We start from the raw sequence: 25,297 nt of genomic DNA, 5'->3' as shown, positions 1-25,297 counted from the left end.
CACCGATCACGGCTCCGCGACGACACAGAGCATCCCGAGGCGCCGGGGAGCCTGTCCGGTGTCGCTCGGGTGGTTGACCCCGTCGAGAATTGGTACCTCGGGGAAGTCGAAGGGGCTGATCCCGTCGAGGCAGGCGACGTTGACGCCATAGAGATCGGGGCTCGAGCGCCGTTGGTGGTGGGTGTAGATCCCACAGTGTGAACAGAAGAAGTGCTGGGCCGTGCCGGTATTGAACCGGTAGCTCGTCAGCGCTTCCTCGCCATGCTCGATGCGCAGGCTCCCCATTTCGGCCGAGACCACGACGGCCCCGCGCATCCGGCAATAGCTGCAGGTGCAACGCCGGATCGTGCCGAACCCATCGGCCAGCGTCACCGCGAAGCGCACCGTGCCGCAATGGCAACCGCCGAGCCTGACATCCATGCGTCGCCTCCCGGCTGCCGCGCCGCTTCTTCCGGTTTCGACGAACCTTAGCGGCGGGCCGCGCTCCGTGCCATCGGCCGCGACCTAACGATCGGGTGATCCGTACACACCGCTCAACCGGATTCCCACAGCCGGACGCGGACGGAGCCAGCGTCGCCGGGCGGCAGGTTTACAGTATTAACGAGTTGGGATTACACTATAAGGAGATCGGAAGGCGGAAACGACTTCGTTAATACCAAGTTAAATCGAGAAGTACAAATGCCTGATTATACACTGGAAGGTTATAAGTACGGCAGCACCACCCCGGGAACCCCAGGCGGAGTGCTGACATGGGCCCTCGACACGGCGGTTCCTTCGTTCTTCGCACCCGTGCTGCAGGCAGCCTTCGACGATTGGTCGTCGCGCGCCAACATTCAATTCCAGCAGGTACAGAATTACGCCAGTGCGACCATCAAGTTCACGCTGTCGTACATAGACGGTCTGAACAACGTGCTCGGCACGGGCGGCTCAACCTATTGGCTCTCATCATCGAGCATCAAGCAAGCCATCTATGGCAGCGTAAACTTCGACAGCGGTGAAGGATGGCATCCGTCCGGGAATGCCGTCGTCTCGAATAGCGGAATCAATCTGTTCAATGTCGCCGTCCATGAGATCGGCCACGTCATCGGCATGGATCACTACAATGACGCGCCGGCGATCATGAATTCGATCCTGAACCCAAGCCTGACAGACCTCACCCAATCGGATATCGATGGGATTCGCTATCTCTATGGGCCGAGCCCGTTCTCCAGCCCGGTGGCCACCCCGGCGGCACCACTCGTCAGCTCATCGTATTATCTGGCGAACAATCCCGATGTGGCGCAAAGCGGGATGGACCCGCTCACCCACTACAACCTGTTCGGCTGGAAGGAGGGGCGGAACCCCGACGCGCTTTTCTCGACGGCCGGCTATCTCGCGGCCAACATGGACGTGGCCAAGGCCGGCTCGAACCCGCTGACGCACTACGACACCTACGGGTGGAAGGAGGGCCGGGACCCCTCCGCCGCCTTCGACAACGAGCAGTATCTCCAGCACAATCCGGACGTGAAGGCCTCCGGAATCGACCCGCTGATGCACTACATGCTCTACGGCCAAGCCGAGGGGCGCCAGATCTACGCGGCCATCGGCAATTCGGGCTCCTTCAACCACGGCTCCTTCGACGCCGAGTACTACCTCCTCGCCAACCCGGACGTGGCCAAAGCCGCCCTCGCCTCCGGCGGAGACAGCTTCGCCTTCGCCTACCAGCACTACGCGACCTACGGCTGGCAGGAGAACCGCAAGGCGGACGCCTATTTCGACCCGGCCTACTACTTGGCCCACAACCCCGACGTCGCCGCCGCGCATGTCGACCCGCTGGCGCATTACGACGCCTTCGGCTGGAAGGAGGGGCGGAACGCCTCGGCCGACTTCAACACCGCCGCCTACCTCGCGGCCAACCCGGACGTGGCGGCGGCGCATATCGATCCGCTCACCCACTACCTCCAGTGGGGCAACCACGAGGGGCGCCACCTCGCCTGAAATGCCGGCCACGCGCGCCCGACACGGCATCCGTCGTTTCGGGCGACAGCGAGGCCCGCGAGGGCTGACCGGGGCGCCGCGCATGGTCTACACAGGCCGGGCCGGACCGTGCGACCGGGCCCGTCCGCTGTCTCGGTGGCGCCGTGCCGGAGCGGCGGAACGCGAGGGACACCCCACCATGCGCAGCTTCTTCCACTTGGCCTACAACGTCCGCGACCTCGAGGAGACGCGCCGGTTCTACGGCGACGTGCTCGGGTGTAAGGAAGGCCGCAGCGCGCCGACCTGGGTGGATTTCGACTTCTTCGGCCACGAGATCTCGCTCCACCTCGGGGAGCCCTTCGCCGTCGCAGAGACTGGCCGGGTCGGCGACCACCTCGTCCCCATGCCGCATCTCGGCGTCGCCCTCCAACTCGACGATTGGAAGGACCTCGCCGCACGCCTGAGGGACAAGGGCGTCGCCTTCGTGCTGGAGCCGATGGTCCGTTTCGAAGGTCAGCCGGGCGAGCAATGGACGATGTTTTTCCGCGATCCGTCCGGAAACCCCATCGAGATCAAGGGATTTCGCTCCCTCGACACCCTGTTCAGCGCGCACTGAGAGCGCCGTCTCCGGAAACTCCGCCTGCTCTCCGAATGCCCTGGTGGGCGGTGAACGGCTCGAACCGCCGACCCTCTCCATGTAGAGCATTGGTGTTGACAAGTGACACCGCGCCGTACGGAGATAAAATCGCCTGAGCAGCCTGTTTTCGGCCTTCAGGGCCGTCGTTTCTGGACAGGCGTTCGGCTCTTGTTCCCCGGCCGAGGGGGTACCAAGCTTGACGTTACAAACGGACGCAGAGGGTGGATATCCGCCGTTCCGCTTCCGGTGTCGATCGTGCCGAAGCGGACAGCAGCAAGCCGGCAATTTGCCTTCCGGAGGACGGTCTCGACCGCTCTTGCGGCATCTACGATTGCCTTCGGAGGATATACGGGCATCGTGGTCGAGAGGCTGTGCGCGGGCCTAAATACCCACACTCGCTGCGCCGGCTTCCGCCGCCTGTCTTACCGAAGCTCCGTTCCGAAGCGCCATGGCTATCGCGATCGATGCAGCATCGACGGCAAGCGCGCGATCCTCCCCATAATCGTAAGGACTTTTCTCACCAGAACTCAATCTCGCGTGATAATTGTCGGGAAACTTCTTATTCATGCGGAGCTTAAGCATATGGGTGGCTGAGCGATAATCTTCGTCGAAATTTCTAATCTTCTCTGATGCTGCGTCAACATAAACGCCAGACTCTTTTTGTCTTATTATTTTATCCCTTTTTTGCTCAGCTTTGCTGGCAAAGAGAAGCAAAGAGATTTTTGCGATTAGCCATCGGATCGTGTTCATTAGGGTTGTCCTGCGCTGGCGGCGATGGATGCGCCCCGGTGCTCAGGACAACGCCTGCCAAAGACTTTGGACCCAAGGCTGTCTCGATATAGCGTCGCAATTCGTCGGCCCTAGAGCGCATTCCGACGAAGTGGATACTGGCTTGTCGCAGAATGCACGTTCGAACAACAACCTAGAGCCGCCAGCCTAATGCAATCAGGTCGGATACGGCACTTGCTCGCCCCCCACCGGAATTTCAGGCCGGGACCGTTTCGTGTTGGCGACGGGGACACCACGGGCTGGACCCCGACAGGAGCATAGCCCGGTGGTGCCACTCAGCGGGCGTTAAGCCACCGCGCGGTGATATCCCGAAAGGCTGCGTCACCGTTCGCTTCCGACGCGCCTTCCGACCCGAAGGATCGAACTGATTGGCGTACGATGACGCCGTCGCGCGTAATCGACCAGTCAAACCGGCCCGGCTCCTTCGCAGAAGGTGTCACATGCAACGCGTGAGGGTTCGGCTTGAAGATGATCATGGCCAGTATGTGGGAGCTGGAATGGACAACTGCGAGGGGTATGAAGCGACTTGACACTTCCGTGAGCATAATGAGCTTCCCGGCTATACTCACCGGTCGAAGATCACTTGACACTCAGCCCTTTTGAAACGGTGTGTTGCCCTTTGAATTTTTGGTCCGTTGCTCGGCCTTGCGTGGATCCGGCTTGTCCGCGAGCAGGCGCTTCACACGCTCGTTGAAGTCCTCCGTCGTGACCGCCTGCGCTTTGCCCGTCGTGAAGTCGCGTGCCATGTTTGCCTCTGTCGAAGCCCAAAGCACGGGATCGCGCGAAGGGTGAAACTGGTGATTACTCGTTCGTTAACTCTCAGAGTGCTCGCGCCAGACCTGCTTCCAGATTGAGGGCGCTGGCTGTCTGCTGTGAGAGCCGAACGCCTGTCGGTTCGACAATCGCATCCGCCTTCACTGCATGGCGGACGACTGTAAGCGCCTCATTCTCTGAGGTGGTGATCGCGGCATAAAACATCACCAACCACCCGGATAACTCCGCATCATCAGGGCGCGTGACCTTGAGGATGAAAGCCGTCTGATTGGGTTCGATCAACGCCACGTCGGCCGAATGGGTTTCCGTGCTCGTGGTCAAGGGTCGCGATAACCTTGCTGTTAGGCTGTCCGTAGCCCACGCGAGGCAAGTCACAAGACGCCGTTTTTCGTCAGTCTATTTGTTTGGCGAAGACTGTTCAGGCCGCGTGCGAAAGTTCGCTTTCCCGCACGGCACGCTCACCGCCTGCGGACTTGATCCGATAAGTTGGCTCACCGGAGCGATCATCAGGCATCAGACGAACAATCTCGAAGAGGCCATCGGTGACGCTCTTATTACCGAAATAGCTGATGCCGGCTTGCCGGACATGCTGGCCGATCTTGAACTTGTGAGACATGAGATGCTCTCCAGAGTGACGCTTATCGCGGGCAGGCTGTGACCTACCTTCGCGCCTTGGCCTTCGCTTTGCGCGCAGCAAAGCGAGCATCCCGCGCAGCCTTCTGCTCGGCAGCAAGTGCTTCCTGTCGCTCCGCCTTCTCGGCAGCAAGCCGGACGAAATCCGCTGCAGCACGATCCCTTGCAGCCAGCGCTTCAGCCTCCCGCTCTGCCTCGGCTGCGAGACGGGCAATTTCCCGCTCTGCGACTCGCACTTCTCGCGCCTGAACGACAGCGCGCCGGGCAGCATGCCGGGCGAGGACTGCCGGATCATTCGCGGCGGGACGGGCTCGGAAACGAGCGAGCGCAGCCTGTCGCGCCTTAGCCGTCGCTTCGAGACGGTCGGTGAGCTGGTTGGCTTTAAATTGACCCACGTAGATTCCTTTTGCGCACCGAGGCTCGGCCGAGGTGGCGAGAAAACACGAGAGGCCGCCCTGGGTGAACGGCCTCCAGATTTGTCAAAAGTAGATGAGCTAGGCTCAAGCAGCCTGAAGCTGACCGGCCGACTGCTTACCGCTGCGACGGTCGGTTTCCATCTCGTAGGAAATCTTCTGCCCCTCGGTCAGCCCCTGCATGCCGGCACGCTCCACGGCCGAGATGTGGACGAACACGTCCTTGCCGCCGTCATCCGGCTGGATAAAGCCGAAACCCTTGATGTCGTTGAACCATTTAACGGTGCCGATGGTCATAGGTATCTCATTAAGGCGAATAAATAGGTCAGGCGCATGGGTCACACGCGCCCGGTCGCTAATTGTCGAAAATGGAAGAGATGCACAGCGCTCGCCCGGATCAGGCGATACGGCCGAAAATCTGGCCAAAAGTCGATCGATCAACTGTACGCCATCCGCACACTGCTGACAACCGTGCAACAAATAAAATTAATCGATCATAATCGGCGGCGAAATAAATCACTCTTCGATCCGGTTTAGCTCCTTCCCAAGCTGCTGTGATGGGGCGCTATTCCGCTCCAATCAGGCTCTGCGTTTGCCCTTTTGGTAATCAGCTCGGAGGATGAGGGAACGGTGTAACGTAGAGTAACCCGCTCGTCTGCGTACGAACTTTGGCAGCTCCTGCAGATTTCGCGGAGTCAGGCTGGACCCCGACCTACCCATCCAAGCACCGCATAGTGTTCCGCGTCTTCTTGTGGCAGGGCTCGTCCTTGTCGCAGGCGGCGTAAAACGCCCGCCAGTCCTTCCGGGGGCCGCACAGATGGTCCGCACGATGCTCGGTGAGAGCGAGCGTCCTGTCCAGGTCGGAGACGACGAACATGCGGTGCTGCCTCAATGCTGGTGAATCTGGTGGTGGAGGGAGAGGGGAGCCGAGGCGGTCATGCTGCGACCCCACTCGCGCCCTCGGTCGCTGACCCGGCTCTCCAAAGCACGGGCTGGGTGTCGTCCCGGATACGCGAGCGCCCACGCGCCATCGGGTGGATCGGATGGCCATCCTTCGATAGGCCGAAGCAAGAGAGGTCCGGCCAGGGCGCCTCCCCGCTTCGGATCGCCTCCAGAACGTGATCGACCCACTGCGGATCCCAGGCGCCGGCGCCCCAGCAGGGCACGACGAGCGCCGCCGCCTTCGCCTCGCGGATCAGCGTCGGCAGGTTGCGGTTGTGGAGCGCATCGCGAGCATACCAGTCCGGCCCTGACATCGCCCGCCCAGCCCATTCCCGGCACTCGGTCGGCGAGGATGAACGGAACGGGTAGAGGCTCACTGCGGTGAAGCCGCCGTAGCCCCACGCGCGGGCGAAGTGGGTCCAGCGGCGAACGGGAGGGTCGTCGAGCCGGTGATCGGCCGTGCTCGGGTTGAGACCGATGAAACAGACCCGCCCATCCTCGCTCGACCATGTGCGGGTGAGTGTCCAGCGATAGGTGCCGCAGATCGACAGATCGGCCGAGCGTTGGATCGTGTTGCTGAATGGGACGTCGAGCAGGTTAAACGGGAGGATGGCATCTTTAGGCACGCGCCCATCCATAGAGACTACTATGCCGAGTGTGGTTCTCGTGCCGTATCGGTCCAGCACAAATCAGTCTACGTTCAGCCTGGAAACACGTCGGCGGGGGAACCTGCGGCAGGTGGGACGGACGGGTGATCGCGAAAACAATACCGACGGACTGACTCGAACAAAATTTGATTGGGGGATATTCAATGAGTAGCGCTGAGCTTCACCTTGCTACTCTTGCCGGCGATATAGGGGACATGATTGATCAAGCGGCCTTCCATGCCGAAGGCTGGAAAGATGTTATCGCGGCGTTCGCTGCAGCTGCACCGGGCGGAAAAGCAGTCTTCCAGGCGGTCGAGATGGACGGAGCAACAGCGGTGCCGTTGACGACGGCCGGCTGGTCCGACGAGCTGACCTCGGCCTATGCGGAGTATTACAACGTTATTAACCCTTGGATGCCGGTCATGCTCGCAGCACCCGCAATGCGTCCTGTATTTAGCGAATGTTCTCTGCCGGCTTCGCATTTTGCGAACAGTGAATTTTATGTCGATTGGCTGGCGCGCGCAGACGGCGCTGACGGTTCGACTGGAATGAGAGTTGCTGAAAGGAATGGCCGTTTCGGTTTCCTCACCTTCAACTACGAGCTGCGCTTCGCGGATCAGGCGAACGCCATCTACGAGCCATTACTGCGGGCCATTGGGCCACGGCTTCGGCGAGCGCTCGACATAAATTGCTCCACGCGACCCGCTTTCGTTGGCGGGCAACTGCTCAATGCCTTCGTAGAGCCTGCTTTTCTCTTGGGCTCGAATCTGCAGATCTATGGCACGAACGCCGGAGCCGATGCACTTTTGAGGGACGGAAAACTCCTTCGATCTTCTACGCGTGACAGTCTTGAGGTTCGGCACACAGCGTTCCGCGACGCCATCATCAAAGCGGCTCAGCGTGCATGCGCCGTACGCATGCTTCCAGGCCCGTCCGCCGCTACGCCCGCGATCGTGACCGACAGCGGAGTATTCTCGATCGTAACGCTGACGGTCGACTCAAAGTTTATGGGCGCAAGCGTGTTGAGCCCACTGATGTTTCCGCGCCGCTTGGCCCTTGTGACAATACGCGAGTGCAGCGCATCTTATGATCGCGAGGAATTTCTTCTGGTCCTGCGTGAAAAGTTCGGACTGACGCCTGCGGAGGCTCGACTCGCAGCTGCTCTGGATGGTTCGGAACGCCTTTCGGACATAGCCGAGCGGTTTAACGTCAAGATGTCCACAGCGCGCATCCAGCTGCGTTCGGTGTTCCGCAAGATGGATGTTTCTCGCCAAGCCGAATTGGCGAGACTGATATTGGAGATGCGCGCTCGCCACGCTCCATAAGATTCGTGCCGAGACAAAACTAAAAGATGGCGAGCGCGTGAGGGTTATGCCGCCCCCGCGACGTCGAGCGCGTCAGCCGGCGCGAGCGCCCCCGGGAACCCGTTGTGCTCCACACCGTCGAGGAGGCGCCCGGCGGCCTTCTTGCCCAAGCCGGACGACGCCGTCGCCCGTGACTCCGCGGACGCCGAATCCTTCAGGATCTCACCCGGCACGCTATCGGCGTCGGCCCACTCGCCGTTCTGCTTGTGGTGGTGGCGCACGTCAGAAGCGGCGCAAGCGTCCGGGATCTGCCGGAGCCAGTCCGGATGCGTTGGCCCGGCGCGGTGAGGGCCCTGGTCGGTCTCCACGCCGGCGATGATCCAGTCGATGCGCTCGATCCGGATCTGAGCCTGCGCCTCCATGAGCTTGCGTCGGATCTTGCAGACCAGCACGTCGAGAAGCTTCTGCTCGGGCGCGTCCTCCCACATGGCGTAGAGCGCGAGCATCGCCCGCTCGTGGAGCGGGAGGTTCGGACCGACCGCGCGGATGGCGCAGCCAACGCTCCTTGGTCGTCGTGAGGCGCCAATGCCCGGGCAGCAGAGCCACCGGAGCCAGCGCCTGTTGGAGCTGTCGGACCTGCTCGCGCAGGACCACGTTCTGCTCGCGGGGAGATGCAACCGAACCGGCCATCAGAACGGCACCCCATCGTCTTCGGCGTCCCGGTCGGGACGGGAGAGCGCGAGCCGGGAGACTGGCACGTACGGGCAGTTGAGCTTGAGCGCCGCCTCCTGAGTGCAGGGGGTGACGCCGAACAGCACGGCCCCGCCGTAGAATGCGTCGTCCAGACCTTGGCCAGATCGCCATCGACCGGCACGTTCACGCGGATCATTTTACGCGCCGAACCGCTCCCCCTCATGGATGCCGCCAGCGTGGCGGCGATGACCCTCGATCTCGACGATGGCCCATTCGAAGACCTCCGCCTGCGCCTCGGCCTCCGCAGCGATCTCCATCGCGGCGATCATGCTCGCGGCGGCGAGTTCGGCGGGCTTCATCGATCGCTCGGCCTCTGGGAGGGTCGAGCGGTCTTCCTGGGCGTCGAAGATGGCCTCGGCGGCGGCTTGCTACGGGGTGCGGGGCATCAGGCAGCCTTCTCGTGAGGCGTATCGGAGCCCAGGAAGCCATCGTCGGAGGCGTCCACGTTGCAGGCGATGCGATCCAGTTCGGAGAGGATCGGGCTTAAGGCGCCGGTCTGCTGGGCAGTGAGGCCTTCCCGAAAGGTCCGAAGCGCGTCGTTACCCCTGCATGCCTCGACGAGGGCCGCTGCCATGAGCCGCTCTCGTTCGGTCTGCGGTTTCGCGGTGTCGGCTGCCGGCTTCGTTGACTTCTCGCTCGACGCCGAGCCACCCCGCGCCCACAGTGCCAGGACGCGGCCGGTGTCTTCGGACAGCGGTGTGTCGAGCGGCACGGCAGACCGGTGCTGCTCTTGCGGACCTGAATCGCCTCAGCCGGCCGAGAAGGCCTGCGCGGGATAGCCCGATTCGCTCACCGACCACCCATTGAAATCGCTCGACGGGAGCCTGAACGCAGGCACGGGCGGCCAGCGATCAGCTCGTCGTCTGCCCAAACCAAGTCACTGATCCGCGACACGTCCAAGTCGCGCCCATACGGGAGGACAGGCAGGCCAAGCGCGATCAGGGCTTCGGCGGCATCTTGCACGGCGAGGGTTGAGAAGATGACGGCTTGATCCCTGAGATTCAGACGGCGGCCGGACCAGCCGCTACAGCCATGATGCAGTGCGAAATTTTCGAGTTTTTGGACAGATGCGCCGGAAGGCTTCCAAATCCTTCACGTAGCCATTTGGGAAATTGGTGGGCGGTGACGGGCTCGAACCGCCGACCCTCTCCGTGTAAAGGAGATGCTCTACCAACTGAGCTAACCGCCCGATGCGGTGTTCGATACGGCATCGACGCCGTCGGGCGCAAGGGCGCGCCGCTCGCGGTGGATTGGGCATTGAAAAAGCCCGGTGCCGTGAGGCGCCGGGCTTCTTTTTACGCTACCGGACCGTTCAGTGGGCGACGAACGTGGCGCCATCCTCGTCCGGCCGGGCCGGCTTCACCGGCGGCAGGGGCTCATCCCACTCGATGGGCTCGGGCTGGCGCACCAGGGCGCGAACCAGAACCTGATCCATCCGCGACACGGGCACGATCTCCAGCCCGTTCTTCACGCTGTCGGGCACCTCGGCGATATCCTTCGCGTTCTCCTCGGGGATCAGCACCGTCTTGATGCCCCCGCGCAGCGCCGCAAGGAGCTTCTCCTTGAGGCCACCGATCGGCAGCACGCGACCGCGCAGGGTCACCTCACCCGTCATCGCCACGTCCCGACGGATCGGGATGCCCGTGAGGGTGGAGATGATGGCCGTGGCCATGGCGATACCGGCGGACGGCCCGTCCTTCGGGGTCGCCCCCTCCGGAACGTGGACGTGGATGTCCCGGCGGTCGAAGAGCGGCGGCTCGATGCCGAAGTCGATGGCCCGCGAGCGGACGTAGGACGCCGCGGCGGAGATCGACTCCTTCATCACGTCCTTCAGGTTGCCCGTGACCGTCATCTTGCCCTTGCCGGGCATCATGACGCCTTCGATCGTCAGCAACTCTCCGCCGACCTCGGTCCAGGCCAGACCCGTGACCACGCCGACCTGATCGTCCGCATCGATCTCGCCGTAGCGGAACTTCGGCGGGCCGAGGAAGATCGGCAGGTTCTCCTCCGTCGCCTTCACGGACTTCACCTTCGTGATCAGGATCTCCTTCACCGCCTTGCGGGCCAGATTCGAGATCTCACGCTCGAGGTTGCGGACGCCGGCTTCCCGCGTGTAGCGGCGCACCAGCATCATCAGCCCGTCATCGGTGATCGACCACTCCTTCTTGTCGAGCCCATGCTTCTTCATCGCATTGGGGATGAGGTGCTTGCGGGCGATCTCGACCTTTTCTTCTTCGGTGTAACCGGCGATCCGGATGATCTCCATCCGGTCCATCAGCGGCCCGGGAATGTTGAGCGTGTTCGCCGTTGTCACGAACATCACGTTCGACAGGTCGTAATCGACCTCGAGATAATGGTCGTTGAAGGTCGAGTTCTGCTCAGGGTCGAGCACCTCCAGAAGCGCCGCGGAGGGATCGCCGCGGAAATCCATGCCCATCTTGTCGATCTCGTCGAGCAGGATGAGCGGGTTCGAGGTCTTGGCCTTGCGCATCGACTGGACGATCTTGCCCGGCATCGACCCGATGTAAGTCCGTCGGTGGCCGCGGATCTCGGCCTCGTCGCGGACGCCACCGAGAGACATCCGCACGAACTCGCGACCCGTCGCCTTCGCGATGGATTTGCCGAGGGAGGTCTTGCCTACGCCGGGGGGGCCGACCAAGCAGAGGATCGGGCCAGTGAGCTTGTTCGCCCGCTGCTGCACGGCGAGATACTCGACGATCCGCTCCTTGACCTTGTCGAGGCCGAAATGATCCTCGTCGAGCAGCGCCTGGGCGCCGAGCAGATCCTTCTTGATCTTGGAACGCTTGCCCCACGGAATGCCGAGCATCCAATCGAGGTAGTTGCGCACCACCGTCGCCTCGGCCGACATCGGCGACATCTGGCGAAGCTTCTTAAGCTCAGCGAGGGACTTCTCGCGGGCCTCCTTCGAGAGCTTGGTCTTCTCGATCTTCTCCTCGAGCTCGGCCAGCTCGTCACGGCCGTCCTCGGAGTCGCCCAGCTCCTTCTGGATCGCCTTCATCTGCTCGTTGAGGTAGTACTCGCGCTGGGTCTTCTCCATCTGCCGCTTCACGCGGGTCCGGATGCGCTTCTCCACCTGCAACACGGAGATCTCGCTCTCCATGAGAGACAGCACCTTCTCCAGGCGCTGCGCGACGGTGGGCGTCTCAAGGATGCCCTGCTTGTCGGCGATCTTGACGAGCAGGTGCGAGCCAATCGTGTCGGCGAGCTTCGACGGCTCGTCGATCTGCGTGACGGCGGAGACGACCTCGGGAGAGATCTTCTTGTTGAGTTTGACGTAGTTCTCGAACTCGGAAAGCACCGAGCGGGCGAGCGCCTCCGCCTCGACCTGGTCACCCAGTTCGTCGTGCAGGGCGACGGCCGTCGCCTCGTAGTACTCGTCGGAGCGGGTGAAATCCTCGATCTTCGCGCGGCCAACGCCTTCGACCAAGACCTTCACCGTGCCGTCGGGCAGCTTCAACAGCTGGAGGACACTGGCGAGGGTGCCGATCTTGTAGATCGCGTCCGTCGCCGGATCGTCGTCGCTGGCGTTGATCTGAGTCGCCAGCAGGATGTGGCGATCGGAACGGACGGCTTCTTCGAGCGCCCGGATTGACTTTTCACGCCCGACGAAGAGCGGGACGATCATGTGGGGGAATACGACGATGTCACGCAGCGGGAGGACGGCATAAGAGCCCGTCGAGCCCGGAACGACCGGCTGGCGCGATTTCGACTGGGTCATAACGGAAACCTCATCAGGAATGCCGGGCCGTCGCTCCCCCGAAATCGGAGCAAGCACGATGCCACGGCCGACCGGGCCGCGAGGGTCAATAGACTGTGAAACTGTGCGGCTGGCGGCGCGGTACCGTACCTCTAGGGAGCGTACGGCCGCCGCGCTGGGCCTGAGATGGACACGCCCCGAAGCCCTTTCAAGACGGGCGGGGCAGCGCGGGCCGGGCTCACCGGCTCCGCGCTCGCCGGCTTACGCGCTGACGCTGGCGGGGGCTTCCTTGCCCCGCTCGCCATGGATGTAGAGGGGCCGCGACTTGCCCTCGACCACCTCCGGCCCGATCACCACCTGTTCGACCGAATCGAGGCCCGGCAGGTCGTACATCGTGTCGAGGAGGATCGTCTCCAGGATCGACCGCAATCCGCGGGCGCCGGTCTTGCGCTCGATCGCCTTGCGGGCGACGAGGGACAGGGCCTCGTCCTGGAAGGTCAGGTCCACGTTCTCCATCTCGAACAGGCGCTGGTACTGCTTGACCAGGGCGTTCTTCGGCTCCTGAAGGATCTTCTTCAAGGCAGCCTCATCCAGGTCCTCCAGCGTCGCCAGGACCGGCAGACGGCCGACGAACTCGGGGATCAGGCCGAACTTGAGCAGATCCTCCGGCTCCACCGACCGGAAGATCTCGCCGGTGCGGCGGTCGTCGGGGGCCTGCACGGTCGCGCCGAAGCCGATCGAGGTGCCCTTGCCGCGCTGTGAGATGATCCGCTCCAGCCCCGCGAAGGCGCCGCCGCAGATGAAGAGGATGTTGGTGGTGTCGACCTGCAGGAACTCCTGCTGCGGATGCTTGCGGCCGCCCTGCGGAGGCACGGAGGCCACGGTGCCCTCCATGATCTTCAGCAGCGCCTGCTGCACGCCCTCGCCCGACACGTCGCGGGTGATCGAGGGGTTGTCCGACTTGCGGGAGATCTTGTCGATCTCGTCGATGTAGACGATGCCGCGCTGCGCCCGCTCGACATTGTAGTCAGACGCCTGGAGCAGCTTCAGGATGATGTTCTCGACGTCCTCACCGACGTAGCCGGCTTCGGTCAGCGTGGTGGCGTCGGCCATCGTGAATGGCACGTCGAGGATGCGGGCGAGGGTCTGCGCGAGCAGCGTCTTGCCCGAGCCCGTCGGCCCGATCAGCATGATGTTCGACTTCGCCAGCTCGACGTCGTTGTGCTTCGTCGCGTGGGCCAGCCGCTTGTAGTGGTTGTGCACCGCGACGGAGAGCACCTTCTTCGCGAAATCCTGGCCGATGACGTAGTCGTCCAGGACGCGGCGGATCTCCTTCGGGGTGGGCACCCCATCGCGGCTCTTGACCAGCGAGGACTTCGATTCCTCGCGGATGATGTCCATGCACAGCTCGACGCACTCGTCGCAGATGAACACCGTAGGGCCGGCGATGAGCTTGCGGACCTCGTGCTGGCTCTTGCCGCAGAACGAGCAATACAGCGTGCTCTTGGAGTCGTTGCCGCCAGACTTGCTCATATCGGTCTCCGATTCCCCGCGTGCGCTGCCGGCAAAGCGGCACACGTCGATCTCATGAACGTAAGGGGGTTCGCATAAAGAAACAGTGTGCTGCGCGCCTTTGACCGCGTGGTCGCATCCCCCAATGCAAACACGCTGCCGCGGCAGGATCAAGGCCGCGGCAGGGCATTCAGCAATCAGGCCGCGGCCGGCTCGGGCCGCTTCTGGATGACCTCGTCGATCAGGCCGAACTCCTTGGCCGCGTCCGCGGTCATGAAGTTGTCGCGCTCCAGCGCCGTGTGGATGGCGTCGTAGTCGCGGCCGGTATGCTTCACGTAGATCTCGTTCAGGCGCCGCTTCAGGGCCTCGATCTCGCGGGCATGGATCAGGATGTCGGTCGCTTGGCCCTGGAAGCCGCCGGAGGGCTGGTGGACCATGATGCGGGCGTTCGGCAGGGCGAAGCGGTGGCCCGGCTCGCCGGCGGTGAGCAGGAGCGACCCCATCGACGCGGCCTGGCCGACGCAGAGGGTCGTCACCGGGCAGCGGATGAACTGCATCGTGTCGTAGATCGACAGGCCGGAGGTGACCACACCGCCGGGGGAGTTGATGTAGAAGGAAATTTCCTTCTTCGGATTCTCGGCCTCGAGGAACAGCAGCTGTGCCACGATGAGCGACGCGCCGTAATCCTCCACCGGTCCGGTCAGAAAGATGATCCTCTCGCGCAGCAGGCGGGAGTAGATATCGAAGGCGCGCTCGCCACGGCTCGATTGCTCGACCACCATGGGCACGAGGGCATTGTTGTAGACGTCGATCGGATCTCTCATCTCATCCTGCCCTGGGGTGAGGCCCGGCCCCCGCCGAATCGCGGAGAGCCGGGCATGACAGCGAACAACGGCGATGCTTAACCGTCGCCTAATTCCTTGTCCGCCACCCTTTGGGAGGGACGGACTCAGTCGGCCGAATCGGCCTTTGCAGCCGGCTTGTCGCCGGTCGTCTCTTCGTCCTCGTCGTCGGCGAACAGAGCGTCCTTCGAGACGGGCTCCTCGACGACTTTGACCTGACCGAGGACGTGGTCAACCACCTTTTCCTCGAACAGGGGCGCCCGCAGCTCCGCGAGCGCCTGCGCGTTCTTCCGGTAGAAGTCCCAAACCTGCTGCTCCTGACCCGGGAACTGCCGGACCCGGGCGATGAGGGCTTGGTTCACCTCGTCGTCGGAGACCTTGATATCGGCGCTCTCGCCGACCTGCGCAAGCACGAGGCCGAGGCGGACCCGGCGCTCGGCGATCTTGCGGTAGTCGGCCTTGGCCTTCTCCTCGTCAGTGCCCTCGTCCTCGAAGGTCTTGCCACGGGTCTTCAGGTCCTGCTCGACCTGCGCCCAGACGGCCGCGAATTCCTGCGCCACCAGGGAGGGCGGCAGATCGAAGGCGTACTTGCCGTCCATCGCGTCGAGCAGGCCCTTCTTGAGGCGGCGCCGCGACGCGGCCTCGTAGTCGCTGCCGATGGCCTTCGACACGGCCTCCTTCAGCGCATCGAGCGACTCCATGCCCATGGTCTTGGCGAACTCGTCGTCGATCTTGGCCTCGCCCGGCTGCTGGATCTTGGTGACGGTCACGTCGAACTCGGCGTCCTTGCCGGCGAGCTGCTCGGCTCCGTACGCCTCGGGGAACGTGACCTTTACGAGGCGCTGCTCGCCGACCTTGGCGCCGACGACCTGATCCTCGAACCCGGGGATGAAGGTATTGGAGCCGAGCTCGAGATCAATGCCCTCGCCCTTGCCGCCCTGGAATTCCTCGCCGTCGATGCGGCCGACGAAATCGATGGTGACCCGGTCGCCGCTCTCGGCAGCGGCGCCTTCCTCGCGGTCGGTGAAGGGGCGGCTCTGGCCGGCCATGCGCTCCAGCGCCTCGTCGACCTCCGCGTCGGAGGGCTTGGCCACGAGCTTGGTCAGGCTCACGTCGGAGAGGTCGGCGAGCTCGAAGTTCGGCATCACCTCGAGGGCCACCTTGAAGGCGAGGTCGGCCTTGGCGTCCAGCGCCTTCTCGACCTCCTTCTGGTCGGAGGGGAACTCGATCTGCGGCTCAAGGGCGAGCTTGAGGTTATTGTCGGTGACGATCTTGCGATTCGCCTCGTTGACGGCATTCTGCACGACATCGGCCATCACCGAGCGGCCATAGACCTTGCGCAGGTGGGCGACCGGAACCTTGCCCGGGCGGAAGCCCTTGAGCTGCACCTTGTCCTTCATGCCGGCGAGTTCGCTGGTCAGGCGCTCCTCGAGTTCCTGGGCGGCCAGCAGGACCTGATACTCCCGCTTGAGGCCCTGGGCGTTGATCTCGGTCACCTGCATCGTCGTCGCTCTTTCAGAATCGATTGCGCCGTGCCCCGTCGTAGCGGGGCCGGAAGTGTCGTGCGGCGGCAGGAGAGCGGGCGTCGGCGGACGTTGGGGGAAACCCCGAAGTCCCTTACGGGCCTGGTGCGGGCGGAGGGGCTCGAACCCCCACGTCTTGCGACACTGGAACCTAAATCCAGCGCGTCTACCAGTTCCGCCACGCCCGCGCGCGCCGACAACCCGGCCCGTCGCCGGCCGCCGGAAGCGCGCCCTATAGCACGCGCGAACGGCCCCGCACCAAAAAACTTGCGGATCGCGGGGCCCGCTTGGCGCCGACGCGCTGCGCCCGCTATGGAGCAACGCCCTCCACCGCCGTCCCCGAGGCTCCATGGCCCGTTCCGTCCCGCCGTATCCCTCCGGTTCCGCGTCCTCCGAGCCGGAGCGCCCGGCGTCCGGTCCGTCGCGCCGGATCCTAATCGGCGGCCTCGCGACGCTGGGGCTGGGCGCGGGCAATCTCCATGCGCAGCCGGCGAAAGCGCCCGCGCCGAAGCCCGCCGGACCCGCCCCATCCGAGCCCGCCGCTCCCCCGGCCGCCGCCGAGGCGAAGCCGTTGTCGGCCGCGCCCGGCACGATGCGACTGCGGCCGGAGCCCGCCCCCGAAACGACGGTCTGGTGCTTCGACGGTCGCACCGCGCCGCCGACGGTTCGCGTGAAGCTCGGCGAGCCCGTGCGGCTCATCCTGAAAAACGCGACCGACAAGCCCCTTTCACTCCACTGGCACGGGGTGCGCATCGTCAATGCGATGGACGGCGTCGGCGGCGTGACGCAGGCGCCGGTGCCGCCGGGCGGGGAGTTCCTCTACGCCTTCACCCCGCCCGACGCGGGGACGTTCCTGATCCGCCCCCTCGTGGTCGGCGGCGCGAGCGAACCCTCCGGCCGCGGCCTCGCGGGGCTTCTGATCGTCGAGGAGGCGAAGCCGCCGGCGGTCGACGCCGACCTCGGCCTGCTGCTGCAGGACTGGCGTCTGGAGGCCGACGGCTCGTTGATGCCCTTCGGCCAGACGGCCTTCGCCGCGGCGGGCGGGCGCCTCGGCAACGTCGTCACGGTCAACGGCGGACCGGTGCCGCAGGCGGTGGAGGCGCGGCCGGGCAGCCGCCTGCGCCTACGCCTCGCCAACGGCTGCAACGCCCGGGCGACGCGGCTCAAGTTCGAGGGCGTGAAGGTCTACGTCTCGGCCGTGGACGGGCAGCCGACCGACACCTTCGAGCCCCTGCGGGCCACCCTCCCCTTTCCGCCCGGCACCCGGTACGATCTGCTGATCGACCTGCCCGAGGAGGAGGGCGCGACGGCGAGCGTGGTGGCGATGATCGGCCAGGGGTTGACCCTCGCCAGCGTCACGACGAAGGGCCCGAAGCTCGGAACGGCGCGACCGCCGATCGGCCCCATCGGCGAAAACAAGCTCCTCCCGCGCGAGGTGAAGCTGCAGAACGCCCTGCGGCGGGACGTGGTGATCACCGGCGGCGCCTTCGTACCCAAGGACAAGCCGGGGGCCGACCCGGTCTATACCGGCGACCCGCAGAAGGTCTGGCTGGTCAACGGCGCGAGCGCCGCTACGGGTCTGTCGCCGATCTTCTCGGTGAAGCGCGGGCAGGTCGTGGTGCTGGCCCTGCGCAACGACACGGCGTTCCCACAATCCCTGCACCTACACGGCCACTGTTTCCGCCTGCTCCACCCCCTGGACGACGGCTGGGAGCCCTACTGGCTCGACACGTTCCAGCTGCTCGAAGGGCGCACGGCGCGGATCGCGTTCCAGGCGGACAATCCGGGCCGATGGCTCATCAGCGCCACGGTGCTCGAACGGTTCGACACCGGCCTCTGGACGATGTTCGAGGTGACCTGACGGCCACCTCGCCGGATCAGGAAACCGGGAGCAGCCCCGACAGGACGGCGGGCATCAGGTCCGGAATGTCCTCGGCGATGAGGCCGGGCCCATGGCGCAGGGCGGCGTCGCCGTGCAGCCAGACCCCGGCGCAGGCGGCTTCGAAGGGTGGCATTCCCTGGCCGAGCAGTCCGAGGATGAGGCCGCCGAGGACGTCGCCGGAACCGGCGGTGCCGAGATAGGGACTGCCGTGATCGTTGATCGCCGCCCGCCCGTCGGGCGCGGCGACGACGGTGTCGGCGCCCTTGAAGACCATGACCGCGCCCATGCGCTTGGCGGCGGCACGGGCCTGGGCGACCTTTCCGCTCTCCTGCGGCACGGAGGTTCCGTCGAAGAGCCGGGCGAACTCGCCCGCGTGCGGCGTCAACACCGCCTCCCCGCCCCCCTCCGCGATGGCCGAGGCCAGGGCGGCGGCGTCGCCCGCGAAACTCGACAGGGCATCGGCATCGAGCACGAGCCTGCGTCCGGCCGAGGCCGCCACGGTCACGCGCTCCCGCGTCCCCTCCCCCTGGCCGAGCCCCGGCCCGACGAGGACGGCGTTCAGGCGCTCGTCCGCCAGCATGTCGTCGAGGTCGTCCGGGTCCTCGCAGGCCCGCAGCATGATCGCCGTGAGATGCGCGGCGTTCTCGGCGAGCGCCGCTGCCGGAGAGGCGACGGTCACGAGCCCCGCCCCGACCCGCAGGGCGGCCCGCGCCGCGAGCCGAGCGGCCCCGGTCTTCGTCGCCGGGCCCGAGAGGACCACGGCATGTCCGCGCGTGTACTTGTGGCTCGCCGCGCTGGGCCACGGGAAGGCGTGCGCCCACAGGCCGGGACCGTTCCGGTACAGCGGCGGGAGGGAGGCCGCGAAGCCGGCGGCGAGCGCCTCCTCGCCCGCTCCGATGTCGGCGACGTGCACGCGCCCACAATGGCTCAGCCCCGGCTGAAGCAGATGCCCCGGCTTCAGGGCCACGAAGGTCACCGTCTCCACCGCCCGGAAGGCAGCGCCGCGGACGCCTCCGGTCTCGCCGTCGATCCCGCTCGGGACATCGACGGCCAGGACGGGCAGCCCGGCGCGCGTCACGGCCCCGACCAGCTGAAGGGCCATCCCGTCGAGGTCGCGCGACAGGCCGGCGCCGAACAGAGCGTCCACGACGAGGCAGAAGGTCGACAGGTCCTTCGGCCCTGCCGAGAGGATGGGCCCCGCCCAACGCCCGGCGGCGAGGGCCGCATCGCCCTTGAGGGCGTCCTTCGCACCGAGCAGGACCAGATCCACCGCATGGCCGGCCTCGGCGAGGAGGCGGGCCGCCACGAAGCCGTCGCCGCCATTGTTGCCGGGCCCGCACAGGACGAGAACCCTCCCGACGGGCGGCAGGTGGGCGCGGGCACGCTCGGCCACAGCCGCACCCGCGGCCTCCATCAGCGTGATGCCGGCGATTCCCCCGGCGATGGCCGTTCGGTCGACTGTCGCCACCGCCGCGACGCTCAGGAGCCGCGCGCCTGACTCCGCTCCTGCCCTTGGCACAACCATTCGATGCTCACTCTATGGACAAAAAATCACCGATCGCCTCAATGATGCGCAGGAATTGCACACGGATTGGGCGGTTTGCGCCGCTGCTGGGGCAAATCGCCGTGGCGATCACGCCGATGCGATGGTAGTGTTTCGCCGACAATGCAGGCAGGCCCGAGCGGCATGAAGAAGATCGAAGCGATCATCAAGCCTTTCAAACTGGACGAGGTGAAGGAGGCCCTCCAGGAGGTCGGCCTCCAGGGCATCACCGTGATCGAGGCCAAGGGCTTCGGCCGCCAGAAGGGTCATACCGAATTGTACCGCGGCGCCGAGTACGTCGTGGACTTCCTGCCCAAGGTGAAGCTGGAGATCGTTTTGTCGGACGCCCTCGTGGAAGGCGCCGTCGAAGCTATCCGCAAGTCGGCCCAGACCGGCCGCATCGGTGATGGCAAGATCTTCGTCTCGACCATCGAAGAGGCCATCCGCATCCGCACGGGTGAAACGGGCTCGGACGCGATCTGAGCGCCGCCCTCGCACTTCTTTCTGTCGGAGTGCTCGTTTTTAAGTCCTGCACGAATATCCGGCAAAGCGTCGGCGACCATTGGTTGCCGGCGATTTGCAGCCTTACATGACCTCCAAGGCGGTCGCCGATGGGCGGCCGACCATTGCCGGAGGGCTCAGAATGGCTGCCACCGCCCCACAGACTCCTTCGAATATCGTCGATCTGGCGGCTTTCCGCCGGGCGCAAGCCTCGCGTCAGCCGGCGGCGCCCAAGCCCGTCCCCGTCGTGGGCGGCGGCGCGTGGTACCACGAGGCGGCGATCCGCGACGACGACCGCACGCGCGGCCGGTAGGCCATCCGCCGCGCCCGAGCCGATCCGTCGTCAGTGCGAGCGCCGCGAAGCCATCCAGGGTCTCGCCGCGCCCTGAGCCCGCCCGTCACCCTGGATGGCTTTGCCACGCTCGCGTAGCCGGCCAGGACAGATGAGACTTAGAAAAGAAAAAGCCGGGCCAATGCCCGGCTTTTCCGTCTTACGTGTCGTGAGCGTTAGGCGGCCGCGGAGGCGCTCGACGATTGCACGGAGGCGATCGTCTTCAGCACCTGCGAGGCGATCTGGTAGGGGTCGCCCTGCGAGTTCGGACGGCGATCCTCAAGGTAGCCCTTGTAGCCGTTGTTCACGAAGGAGTGGGGCACGCGGATCGAGGCACCGCGGTCGGCCACGCCATAGCTGAACTTGTTCCACGGCGCCGTCTCGTGCTTGCCGGTGAGGCGCATGTGGTTGTCGGGGCCGTAGACGGCGATGTGGTCGTCGAGGTTGGTCTCGAAGGCCTTCATCAGGCTCTCGAAATACTCCTTGCCGCCGACCTCGCGCATGTGCGCCGTCGAGAAGTTGCAGTGCATGCCCGAGCCGTTCCAGTCGGTGTCGCCCAGCGGCTTGCAGTGGTACTCGACGTCGATGCAGTACTTCTCGCAGAGGCGCTGCAGCAGGTAGCGGGCCATCCACATCTCGTCGGCGGCCTTCTTGGAGCCCTTGCCGAAGATCTGGAATTCCCACTGGCCCTTCGCCACCTCGGCGTTGATGCCCTCGTGGTTGATGCCGGCCTCGAGGCAGAGGTCGAGGTGCTCCTCGACGATCTGGCGGGCGACATTGCCGACGTTCGAGTAGCCCACGCCGGTGTAGTACGGACCCTGCGGAGCCGGGTAGCCCTGCTCGGGGAAGCCGAGCGGACGGCCGTTCTGGTAGAAGAAGTACTCCTGCTCGAAGCCGAACCAGGCGCCCGCGTCATCCAGGATGGTCGCGCGCTTGTTCGACTCGTGCGGGGTCTTGCCGTCCGGCATCATCACTTCGCACAGCACCAGCACGCCGTTCTTGCGGGCCGGATCGGGGAAGTGGCGGACCGGCTTCAACATGCAGTCGGAGCTGCCGCCCTCGGCCTGCTTCGTCGACGACCCGTCGAAGCCCCACATGGGGAGCTGGTCGAGGGTCGGGAAACCGTCGAATTCCTTGATCTGCGTCTTGCCGCGCAGGTTTGGCACCGGCGTATAGCCGTCGAGCCAAATGTACTCGAGCTTGTATTTCGTCATTCCGGTTTCTCGCCGATCCTTCGATCTCTCGTCGACGCGGGGCCCCGCAGATCAAAGGGCTCCGGCGAACGGCTCACCGCCTCGCGACGGTCGCCGAACCCTAAGCACGCCCCGTGCCACCTCGGGAAAGATGACGGTTCGGTTCCGCTGAAGGCGATCACGGAATCGCGAGGGGTGTCCCGTGGGTGACACGGCACTCCCTTGGCCTGTAAGGATCGCGCGCCCGCGGCGCATTGCGCAGAACGGGCGGCAACAGGGAGCAGAGTCACGATGACGACCGCAGCCGAGGTGCTGAAGACGATCCGGGACAACGATGTCCGCTACGTCGATCTCCGCTTCACCGACCCGCGCGGCAAGTGGCAGCACGTGACCTTCGACGTGTCGATGGTCGACGACGCCTTCTTCAGCGAAGGCCAGATGTTCGACGGCTCGTCCATCGCCGGCTGGAAGGCGATCAACGAGTCGGACATGCTGCTGATGCCCGATCCCTCCACCGCCGTGATGGACCCGTTCTTCTCCGCGGCCACGCTCTCCGTCGTCTGCGACGTGCTGGAGCCCGAGAGCGGCGAGCCCTACGGCCGCGATCCGCGTTGCACCGCCAAGCGCGCCGAGGCGTACCTGCAGGAAATCGGCATCGCCGACACGGTCTATGTCGGCCCCGAGGCAGAGTTCTTCGTGTTCGACGACGTGAAGTTCGCCGCCGACCCCTACCGTACCGGCTTCGAACTCGACTCCACCGAGCTGCCCACCAACGGCTTCACCGATTACGAGGGCGGCAACCTCGGCCACCGGATCCAGACCAAGGGCGGCTACTTCCCCGTGCCGCCGCAGGACTCGGCGCAGGACATGCGCGGCGAGATGCTCGCGGCGATGGCGGCGATGGGCGCCACCGTCGAGAAGCACCACCACGAGGTGGCCAGCGCCCAGCACGAGCTCGGGCTCAAGTTCGAGACCCTGACGACGATCGCCGACCACCTGCAGATCTATAAGTACTGCATCCACAACGTCGCGCAGAGCTACGGCAAGACGGCGACCTTCATGCCGAAGCCGGTCTACGGCGACAACGGCTCGGGGATGCACGTCCACCTGTCCCTCTGGAAGGACGGCAAGCCGCTCTTCGCCGGCGACAAGTATGCCGGGCTGAGCCAGGAGTGCCTGTACTTCATCGGCGGCATCATCAAGCACGCCAAGGCGCTCAACGCCTTCACCAACCCCTCGACCAACTCCTACAAGCGGCTGGTGCCGGGCTACGAGGCGCCGGTGCTGCTGGCCTACTCCGCCCGCAACCGCTCGGCCTCCTGCCGCATCCCGTGGACGAAGAGCCCGAAGGCCAAGCGCGTCGAGGTCCGCTTCCCCGACCCGACGGCGAACCCGTACCTCGCCTTCTCCGCTCTGCTGATGGCCGGCCTCGACGGCATCCGCAACAAGATCGATCCCGGCGCGGCGATGGACAAGGATCTCTACGAGTTGCCGCCGAAGGAGCTGCGCCGCATCCCGACCGTCTGCGGATCGCTGCGCGAGGCTCTGACGAGCCTCGACAAGGACCGCAACTTCCTGCTCGCGGGCGGCGTGTTCACCGAGGATCAGATCGACTCGTTCATCGAACTCAAGATGGCCGAGGTGCTGCGCTACGAGATGACCCCGCACCCCATCGAGTTCGTTCAGTACTTCTCGCTTTGAGACGGGGCGGAGGCGGCCGGCGACGGCCGCCTCGATTCGGGGACACGCTACGCCGGGGGCGGATCCGAGCCTATTCGGCTCATCCCGCCTCACGATCTATGCGAGCGGCCGGTGATCTGTCCCGCCAAGCCCTGGGACCGGGAGACGAACGCGATGGCGAGGGGTGCCGGCAGTCCGGCGCATGGTCCGCGACCGCCTGAAACCGGCGGACCAGACGGACCCTCCCCGCCGGCCTGATCGGGAAGTGGCCGGCGAGGAGGATCTGGCCCTGATGCTAAGCTCGGGCAGACACAACTTATCAGTGTTGTCGGCGAGAACCGTCACCGCAAAAGCTCACTGCCCCAGGAAGGCGCGTGTCGCGATCACTCGCGAAGGGCCTTATGGTCGCAGCGCCACGCTGACTTAGGCGGCTGAAGCTCTCAACGCTGTCGCCATAGTCGCGATGATGAACGCTCGATGACGTCCTGTGCATCAATTGCTTGGACTGCACTTACCGAATGCCAGCTTTAGCTGTGTGCGAAAATGTCATTTTCATTCCATCCCATCAGATCGAGCTGCGCGCGGCTCGGCAGGAACTGGAAGCACGATGCGGCGAGGTCGGTCCGCCCCTCCCGCGCCAGCATGGCGTCGAGCCGCGCCTTCGCGGCGTGGAGATGGAGCACGTCCGACGCGGCATAGTCGAGCTGCGCCTGAGAGAGGGTCTCCGCCCCCCAGTCGGAGGATTGCTGCTGCTTCGAGAGATCGACCCCCACCATCTCGCGGACCACGTCCTTGAGTCCGTGCCGGTCGGTGTAGGTGCGGGCGAGCTTGGAGGCGATCTTGGTGCAGTAGACCGGCGACGGCATCACGCCCAGCCGCAGGAACAGGACCGCGAGATCGAACCGCGCGAAATGGAAGATCTTCAGCACCGATTCGTCCGCGAGAACCCGGATGAGCCGATCCGGGCTGGGGCCGCCAGGCACGATCTGCACCACGTCGGCCGTCCCGTCGCCGGTGGAGAGCTGCACGACGCAGAGCCGGTCGCGGTGGGGATTGAGGCCCAGGGTCTCCGTATCGATCGCTACGGACGGACCGGGCTCGTAGGAGGCGGGGAGGTCTCCGCGGTGGAGACGGACGGCGGATCTCTGCGTCACGGATCGGTCGCTCGAGAGGGGATCGACGCGGCGGGTATCACCGGCGCCGGGGACGGACAAGACGCGCGGCGGCCGTGCTAGAGACGGGGCCGTCGATGCGAGAGAGCCGCAGGATCCCATGACCGATATCGCCACCATGAGCGCCGCTCAGGTGATCGCCGCCCTGGACCTCAAGCCCCATCCCGAGGGCGGCCATTTCCGCGAAACCTTCCGCGATTCGGCCGAGGCCGGCGGCCGCTCCGTCGGCACCGCCATCTACTTCCTCCTCGACATCGGCGAAGCCTCCGCTTGGCACCGGATCGACGCCGCCGAGATCTGGCACTGGTACGCGGGCGCCCCCCTCGTGCTGACCATGAGCCCCAACGGGCACGATGCCTCCGCCCACCACCTCGGACCCGAAATCGGGCGAGGGCAACGCCCGCAACTGGTGGTGCCCGCCGGCCATTGGCAGACCGCGACGAGCCTCGGCGCCTGGACCCTGGTGGGCTGCACCGTGGCGCCGGGCTTCGACTTCGCGTCGTTCGAGCTGGCCCCGCCGGACTGGCGCCCCACTCCCCGGAGCTGAGGGCG

Annotated in this window: 26 protein-coding genes and 2 tRNA genes; 8 read left to right on the top strand and 20 right to left on the bottom strand. The window is 65.1% G+C overall.

Annotated elements, in window-relative coordinates:
- Positions 1 to 6: 6 nt before the first annotated feature.
- On the bottom strand, positions 7 to 420 hold the full coding sequence (locus tag MFF06_RS15990; RefSeq protein WP_238205689.1) for a GFA family protein: 414 nt from the start codon (positions 418 to 420) through the stop codon (positions 7 to 9).
- A 321-nt stretch (positions 421 to 741) separates the two neighbouring features.
- Between MFF06_RS15990 and MFF06_RS15985 the strand changes: the two genes are divergently transcribed.
- Together MFF06_RS15985 and MFF06_RS15980 are read left to right on the top strand one after the other, a co-directional pair.
- Positions 742 to 1,977, top strand: coding sequence for a matrixin family metalloprotease (locus MFF06_RS15985; protein ID WP_238205686.1), 1,236 nt, complete (start codon positions 742 to 744; stop codon positions 1,975 to 1,977).
- A gap of 178 nt (positions 1,978 to 2,155) precedes the next feature.
- Positions 2,156 to 2,572, top strand: a complete 417-nt coding sequence (locus tag MFF06_RS15980; protein ID WP_238205684.1) for a VOC family protein — start codon at positions 2,156 to 2,158, stop codon at positions 2,570 to 2,572.
- Positions 2,573 to 2,974: 402 nt separating this feature from the next.
- Here MFF06_RS15980 and MFF06_RS15975 read toward each other — a convergent pair whose 3' ends face one another.
- The 7 genes from MFF06_RS15975 to MFF06_RS15945 all read right to left on the bottom strand — a co-directional run bounded on the left by MFF06_RS15975 (position 2,975) and on the right by MFF06_RS15945 (position 6,770).
- Positions 2,975 to 3,343: a hypothetical protein gene (locus MFF06_RS15975; protein WP_238205682.1), complete on the bottom strand. Its 369-nt coding sequence runs from the start codon at positions 3,341 to 3,343 to the stop codon at positions 2,975 to 2,977.
- A gap of 629 nt (positions 3,344 to 3,972) precedes the next feature.
- Positions 3,973 to 4,128, bottom strand: coding sequence for a hypothetical protein (locus tag MFF06_RS15970; RefSeq protein WP_238205680.1), 156 nt, complete (start codon positions 4,126 to 4,128; stop codon positions 3,973 to 3,975).
- Positions 4,129 to 4,201: 73 nt separating this feature from the next.
- Positions 4,202 to 4,477: a hypothetical protein gene (locus MFF06_RS15965; protein ID WP_238205678.1), complete on the bottom strand. Its 276-nt coding sequence runs from the start codon at positions 4,475 to 4,477 to the stop codon at positions 4,202 to 4,204.
- A 97-nt stretch (positions 4,478 to 4,574) separates the two neighbouring features.
- On the bottom strand, positions 4,575 to 4,772 hold the full coding sequence (locus MFF06_RS15960) for a hypothetical protein (RefSeq protein WP_238205676.1): 198 nt from the start codon (positions 4,770 to 4,772) through the stop codon (positions 4,575 to 4,577).
- A 43-nt stretch (positions 4,773 to 4,815) separates the two neighbouring features.
- Positions 4,816 to 5,184 (bottom strand): DUF6481 family protein, encoded by a 369-nt coding sequence (locus MFF06_RS15955; protein WP_238205674.1) that lies wholly within the window; start codon positions 5,182 to 5,184, stop codon positions 4,816 to 4,818.
- A 105-nt stretch (positions 5,185 to 5,289) separates the two neighbouring features.
- The gene (locus tag MFF06_RS15950; RefSeq protein WP_238205671.1) at positions 5,290 to 5,499 is read right to left on the bottom strand and encodes a cold-shock protein; all 210 of its coding nucleotides are present in this window, start codon (positions 5,497 to 5,499) and stop codon (positions 5,290 to 5,292) included.
- 638 nt (positions 5,500 to 6,137) lie between these two features.
- Complete coding sequence (locus MFF06_RS15945) at positions 6,138 to 6,770, bottom strand: DUF1643 domain-containing protein (RefSeq protein WP_238205669.1); 633 nt, start codon at positions 6,768 to 6,770, stop codon at positions 6,138 to 6,140.
- A gap of 236 nt (positions 6,771 to 7,006) precedes the next feature.
- Between MFF06_RS15945 and MFF06_RS15940 the strand changes: the two genes are divergently transcribed.
- Entirely contained in the window at positions 7,007 to 8,116 is a 1,110-nt protein-coding gene (locus MFF06_RS15940; protein WP_238205667.1) for a helix-turn-helix transcriptional regulator, read from the top strand.
- A 44-nt stretch (positions 8,117 to 8,160) separates the two neighbouring features.
- Here the strand turns inward: MFF06_RS15940 and MFF06_RS15935 are convergent, their stop codons facing one another.
- The 9 genes from MFF06_RS15935 to MFF06_RS15895 form a co-directional block, all read right to left on the bottom strand.
- Complete coding sequence (locus MFF06_RS15935) at positions 8,161 to 8,601, bottom strand: DUF5131 family protein (RefSeq protein WP_238205666.1); 441 nt, start codon at positions 8,599 to 8,601, stop codon at positions 8,161 to 8,163.
- Between the two features lie 384 nt (positions 8,602 to 8,985).
- The gene (locus MFF06_RS15930) at positions 8,986 to 9,147 is read right to left on the bottom strand and encodes a hypothetical protein (protein WP_238205664.1); all 162 of its coding nucleotides are present in this window, start codon (positions 9,145 to 9,147) and stop codon (positions 8,986 to 8,988) included.
- A gap of 86 nt (positions 9,148 to 9,233) precedes the next feature.
- Positions 9,234 to 9,560, bottom strand: a complete 327-nt coding sequence (locus MFF06_RS15925) for a hypothetical protein (protein ID WP_238205662.1) — start codon at positions 9,558 to 9,560, stop codon at positions 9,234 to 9,236.
- Between the two features lie 401 nt (positions 9,561 to 9,961).
- Positions 9,962 to 10,037, bottom strand: a tRNA-Val gene (locus MFF06_RS15920).
- 123 nt (positions 10,038 to 10,160) lie between these two features.
- Positions 10,161 to 12,587, bottom strand: coding sequence for an endopeptidase La (gene lon, locus MFF06_RS15915; RefSeq protein WP_238205659.1), 2,427 nt, complete (start codon positions 12,585 to 12,587; stop codon positions 10,161 to 10,163).
- Positions 12,588 to 12,827: 240 nt separating this feature from the next.
- Positions 12,828 to 14,099 (bottom strand): ATP-dependent Clp protease ATP-binding subunit ClpX, encoded by a 1,272-nt coding sequence (clpX, locus tag MFF06_RS15910; RefSeq protein WP_238205657.1) that lies wholly within the window; start codon positions 14,097 to 14,099, stop codon positions 12,828 to 12,830.
- Positions 14,100 to 14,275: 176 nt separating this feature from the next.
- Positions 14,276 to 14,902, bottom strand: a complete 627-nt coding sequence (locus MFF06_RS15905; RefSeq protein WP_238205655.1) for an ATP-dependent Clp protease proteolytic subunit — start codon at positions 14,900 to 14,902, stop codon at positions 14,276 to 14,278.
- A 125-nt stretch (positions 14,903 to 15,027) separates the two neighbouring features.
- A complete protein-coding gene (gene tig / locus MFF06_RS15900) occupies positions 15,028 to 16,422 on the bottom strand; it encodes a trigger factor (RefSeq protein WP_238205652.1) in 1,395 nt (464 codons plus the stop codon).
- Between the two features lie 124 nt (positions 16,423 to 16,546).
- Positions 16,547 to 16,631: transfer RNA gene (locus MFF06_RS15895), tRNA-Leu, on the bottom strand.
- Between the two features lie 161 nt (positions 16,632 to 16,792).
- Here MFF06_RS15895 and MFF06_RS15890 point away from each other — a divergent pair.
- Entirely contained in the window at positions 16,793 to 18,304 is a 1,512-nt protein-coding gene (locus tag MFF06_RS15890; RefSeq protein ID WP_238205650.1) for a multicopper oxidase family protein, read from the top strand.
- 16 nt (positions 18,305 to 18,320) lie between these two features.
- On the opposite strand, the gene MFF06_RS15885 is transcribed toward MFF06_RS15890, so the two are convergent.
- Complete coding sequence (locus MFF06_RS15885) at positions 18,321 to 19,850, bottom strand: NAD(P)H-hydrate dehydratase (RefSeq protein ID WP_238205648.1); 1,530 nt, start codon at positions 19,848 to 19,850, stop codon at positions 18,321 to 18,323.
- Between the two features lie 162 nt (positions 19,851 to 20,012).
- On the opposite strand from MFF06_RS15885, the gene MFF06_RS15880 reads away from it, so the two are divergent.
- A complete protein-coding gene (locus MFF06_RS15880; RefSeq protein ID WP_009866062.1) occupies positions 20,013 to 20,351 on the top strand; it encodes a P-II family nitrogen regulator in 339 nt (112 codons plus the stop codon).
- Between the two features lie 160 nt (positions 20,352 to 20,511).
- Positions 20,512 to 20,682, top strand: a complete 171-nt coding sequence (locus tag MFF06_RS15875) for a DUF2735 domain-containing protein (protein WP_238205646.1) — start codon at positions 20,512 to 20,514, stop codon at positions 20,680 to 20,682.
- A gap of 194 nt (positions 20,683 to 20,876) precedes the next feature.
- Here the strand turns inward: MFF06_RS15875 and MFF06_RS15870 are convergent, their stop codons facing one another.
- Positions 20,877 to 21,914 (bottom strand): glutamine synthetase beta-grasp domain-containing protein, encoded by a 1,038-nt coding sequence (locus MFF06_RS15870; protein ID WP_238205643.1) that lies wholly within the window; start codon positions 21,912 to 21,914, stop codon positions 20,877 to 20,879.
- A gap of 270 nt (positions 21,915 to 22,184) precedes the next feature.
- Between MFF06_RS15870 and glnA the strand changes: the two genes are divergently transcribed.
- Positions 22,185 to 23,594 (top strand): type I glutamate--ammonia ligase, encoded by a 1,410-nt coding sequence (glnA, locus tag MFF06_RS15865; RefSeq protein ID WP_238205641.1) that lies wholly within the window; start codon positions 22,185 to 22,187, stop codon positions 23,592 to 23,594.
- A gap of 506 nt (positions 23,595 to 24,100) precedes the next feature.
- On the opposite strand, the gene MFF06_RS15860 is transcribed toward glnA, so the two are convergent.
- The gene (locus tag MFF06_RS15860) at positions 24,101 to 24,727 is read right to left on the bottom strand and encodes a ribonuclease D (protein WP_238205639.1); all 627 of its coding nucleotides are present in this window, start codon (positions 24,725 to 24,727) and stop codon (positions 24,101 to 24,103) included.
- 136 nt (positions 24,728 to 24,863) lie between these two features.
- Between MFF06_RS15860 and MFF06_RS15855 the strand changes: the two genes are divergently transcribed.
- The gene (locus MFF06_RS15855; RefSeq protein ID WP_370876515.1) at positions 24,864 to 25,292 is read left to right on the top strand and encodes a cupin domain-containing protein; all 429 of its coding nucleotides are present in this window, start codon (positions 24,864 to 24,866) and stop codon (positions 25,290 to 25,292) included.
- The last annotated feature ends 5 nt before the right edge of the window (positions 25,293 to 25,297 follow it).

Source organism: Methylobacterium aerolatum, assembly GCF_022179085.1.
Taxonomy (GTDB): Bacteria; Pseudomonadota; Alphaproteobacteria; order Rhizobiales; family Beijerinckiaceae; genus Methylobacterium; species Methylobacterium aerolatum.
Note: the sequence above shows the minus strand (reverse complement) of the source record. Positions and strands in the feature narration are given on the sequence as shown.

What these genes read in the sequence shown, in the direction of transcription:
- clpX (WP_238205657.1), bottom strand. Translation starts at nt 14,099, where the DNA reads ATGAGCAAGTCTGGCGGCAACGACTCCAAGAGCACGCTGTATTGCTCG.
- MFF06_RS15990 (WP_238205689.1), bottom strand. Translation starts at nt 420, where the DNA reads ATGGATGTCAGGCTCGGCGGTTGCCATTGCGGCACGGTGCGCTTCGCG.
- MFF06_RS15940 (WP_238205667.1), top strand. Translation starts at nt 7,007, where the DNA reads ATGATTGATCAAGCGGCCTTCCATGCCGAAGGCTGGAAAGATGTTATC.
- MFF06_RS15970 (WP_238205680.1), bottom strand. Translation starts at nt 4,128, where the DNA reads ATGGCACGCGACTTCACGACGGGCAAAGCGCAGGCGGTCACGACGGAG.
- MFF06_RS15930 (WP_238205664.1), bottom strand. Translation starts at nt 9,147, where the DNA reads ATGAAGCCCGCCGAACTCGCCGCCGCGAGCATGATCGCCGCGATGGAG.
- MFF06_RS15855 (WP_370876515.1), top strand. Translation starts at nt 24,864, where the DNA reads ATGAGCGCCGCTCAGGTGATCGCCGCCCTGGACCTCAAGCCCCATCCC.
- MFF06_RS15950 (WP_238205671.1), bottom strand. Translation starts at nt 5,499, where the DNA reads ATGACCATCGGCACCGTTAAATGGTTCAACGACATCAAGGGTTTCGGC.
- tig (WP_238205652.1), bottom strand. Translation starts at nt 16,422, where the DNA reads ATGCAGGTGACCGAGATCAACGCCCAGGGCCTCAAGCGGGAGTATCAG.
- MFF06_RS15975 (WP_238205682.1), bottom strand. Translation starts at nt 3,343, where the DNA reads ATGAACACGATCCGATGGCTAATCGCAAAAATCTCTTTGCTTCTCTTT.
- glnA (WP_238205641.1), top strand. Translation starts at nt 22,185, where the DNA reads ATGACGACCGCAGCCGAGGTGCTGAAGACGATCCGGGACAACGATGTC.
- MFF06_RS15980 (WP_238205684.1), top strand. Translation starts at nt 2,156, where the DNA reads ATGCGCAGCTTCTTCCACTTGGCCTACAACGTCCGCGACCTCGAGGAG.
- MFF06_RS15880 (WP_009866062.1), top strand. Translation starts at nt 20,013, where the DNA reads ATGAAGAAGATCGAAGCGATCATCAAGCCTTTCAAACTGGACGAGGTG.
- MFF06_RS15960 (WP_238205676.1), bottom strand. Translation starts at nt 4,772, where the DNA reads ATGTCTCACAAGTTCAAGATCGGCCAGCATGTCCGGCAAGCCGGCATC.
- MFF06_RS15885 (WP_238205648.1), bottom strand. Translation starts at nt 19,850, where the DNA reads ATGGTTGTGCCAAGGGCAGGAGCGGAGTCAGGCGCGCGGCTCCTGAGC.
- MFF06_RS15875 (WP_238205646.1), top strand. Translation starts at nt 20,512, where the DNA reads ATGGCTGCCACCGCCCCACAGACTCCTTCGAATATCGTCGATCTGGCG.
- MFF06_RS15905 (WP_238205655.1), bottom strand. Translation starts at nt 14,902, where the DNA reads ATGAGAGATCCGATCGACGTCTACAACAATGCCCTCGTGCCCATGGTG.
- MFF06_RS15870 (WP_238205643.1), bottom strand. Translation starts at nt 21,914, where the DNA reads ATGACGAAATACAAGCTCGAGTACATTTGGCTCGACGGCTATACGCCG.
- MFF06_RS15890 (WP_238205650.1), top strand. Translation starts at nt 16,793, where the DNA reads ATGGCCCGTTCCGTCCCGCCGTATCCCTCCGGTTCCGCGTCCTCCGAG.
- lon (WP_238205659.1), bottom strand. Translation starts at nt 12,587, where the DNA reads ATGACCCAGTCGAAATCGCGCCAGCCGGTCGTTCCGGGCTCGACGGGC.
- MFF06_RS15935 (WP_238205666.1), bottom strand. Translation starts at nt 8,601, where the DNA reads ATGCTCGCGCTCTACGCCATGTGGGAGGACGCGCCCGAGCAGAAGCTT.